We start from the raw sequence: 1,748 nt of genomic DNA on the forward strand, positions 1-1,748 counted from the left end.
ACTCCTGCCACCTCCACCCCGGACTCGGGTTCGTTGCGCCCAAGCCGTGAAGGAGACGCTCTCGACAATGTCGGGTTCGTCTTTCTTCAGCGATCCGGACGGCAACGGCGGGGCCGTGCAGCAGATACGCGCTCGCGAGTAGGCCCGGCGCAGTCCTCGAGCGCCTGGCCAGGCACCTGGCCTGACGGGGCGGTCGCCGGCCGCGCGGGATCAGCGCAGAGGATAGAGCCGGCGCAGCTCGTCCAGGAACGGCCGGCCCTCGGCACGGGTGCCTGCGGGCGTGTGCGCGGGGTCGAGCCGGCCGGTGAACAGCCGCACCAGCGCCTCGGTCGGCAGCCGCAGGGACCCCGACACCTCCCCGTCCTCGGCCGGGCCCAGGCCCAGGTGGGCCTGGTCGCCGAGGGCCAGGACGAACCGGCGGGCGGGGTCGCTGGTCTCGATGGCCAGCCGGGCGGGCGCGAGCGCGCCGAGCACCTTGTCGTCGACGAGACTGGCCCCGAACGGCAGCAGCTCCACCAGCAGCTCGACCGCCTCGGCGTCCACAGGTAGCTCGGGCTCGAAGACCACGTGCACCTCCCAGCCGTGCATTGCCTGCTCATTCAGGGAGAAGGCAAGGAAGGTGGGCAGGTCGACGTGGCCGACGATGATCTGGTAGGGGCGGAGCCGGCGCCGTTCGGCGCCGTCGAGCGCGTCGACGGCGTCGAACAGGCGGGGGACCGCGTCGGCGAACGCGGCGGCCTGCTGCTGTGGTGAGCGGGCGTCCCAGCGTGCCCAGACCGGACGGACGTCGTCTGGGCCGAGCGGCGTGGTGTCGGCGCGGGCGGCCTGGAGCTGGGCGAGGGTGATCTCGGCGCCCCTGCCCAGGTGGGACAGCACCTGCGCGATGGACCAGTCGATGCGGTAGGACCGGCGGGTGAGGTCCGCTTCGCCGAGCCTGCTGACGCGTGCGGTCAGTTCGTCGTGGCAGCGGCGCAGCGCCGCGAGTAGGCGGTCGGCTGGTGCGGTCACCATTGCCAGCTCGGGCATCGTCGCCTCCTGACCCGTCGCGACCTCGCTCACGGCGCGTGATCATCCCATACCATACTAAAGGAACGAAACGGCGTCCTAGCTGCGGAGCAGCGTGAGCACGGCGAGCACGCGACGGTTCACGTCCGGGGAGGGCTCCAGGCCGAGCTTGCGAAACATCTGGGCAGATGCCGCTTTGACGGTTCGTTCGCTGATCCCGAGTTCGCCGGCGATGCCGGAAGCGGATGTCGACGATCGCACGTCGGGCTGGTCTAGGGTCACCATTCGTAGGAGGTCGTCAGCGTCGGTCGCCTCCCCGACGACCTCGACGCCGGCCTCGGAGAGCAGCCGCGCGAGTCCCGAGTTGGTGAGCGTTCGGTTGTCCACATTCTGGCCGGGGCCGTCCAACCTCGTCCCGGGGCCACGTAGGTTCGCCGCATGCCGAGCGCCGCCGCCTTGCCCAGCCTTCACCCCGCCGGGGTGGCGTGAGCGGTGCTGGCCAGGCTCGCGACCGCCGCGCTGGTGGGCCTTGCCGCCCACCCGGTGCGCACCGAGGTCGACATCAGCCGTGGCCTGCCCGCGGTCACCATCGTCGGCCTCGGCGACACCGCCGTCCACGAGGCCCGCGACCGCCTCCGGGCCGCGTTCGGCAACGCGGGCTTCGACTGGCCGGACCGGCGCGTGACCGTGTCGCTGTCACCCTCCGACCTGCCCAAGCACGGCGCCGGCTTCGACCTGCCCAT

3 protein-coding genes are annotated in these 1,748 nt (G+C 72.0%); 1 reads left to right on the forward strand and 2 read right to left on the reverse strand.

Annotated features, from left to right (window positions below; genetic code table 11):
* Positions 1 to 210 precede the first annotated feature (210 nt).
* Positions 211 to 1,026: a maleylpyruvate isomerase N-terminal domain-containing protein gene (locus VG276_01120; protein ID HEV8648015.1), complete on the reverse strand. Its 816-nt coding sequence runs from the start codon at positions 1,024 to 1,026 to the stop codon at positions 211 to 213.
* 78 nt (positions 1,027 to 1,104) lie between these two features.
* Positions 1,105 to 1,413 (reverse strand): LuxR C-terminal-related transcriptional regulator, encoded by a 309-nt coding sequence (locus VG276_01125; GenBank protein ID HEV8648016.1) that lies wholly within the window; start codon positions 1,411 to 1,413, stop codon positions 1,105 to 1,107.
* Positions 1,414 to 1,497: 84 nt separating this feature from the next.
* Between VG276_01125 and VG276_01130 the strand changes: the two genes are divergently transcribed.
* The coding region (locus tag VG276_01130) for a magnesium chelatase domain-containing protein (protein ID HEV8648017.1) at positions 1,498 to 1,748 on the forward strand (251 nt) is incomplete at its 3' end.

Source organism: Actinomycetes bacterium (assembly GCA_036000965.1).
In the GTDB taxonomy this organism is placed as follows: Bacteria; Actinomycetota; CALGFH01; order CALGFH01; family CALGFH01; genus DASYUT01.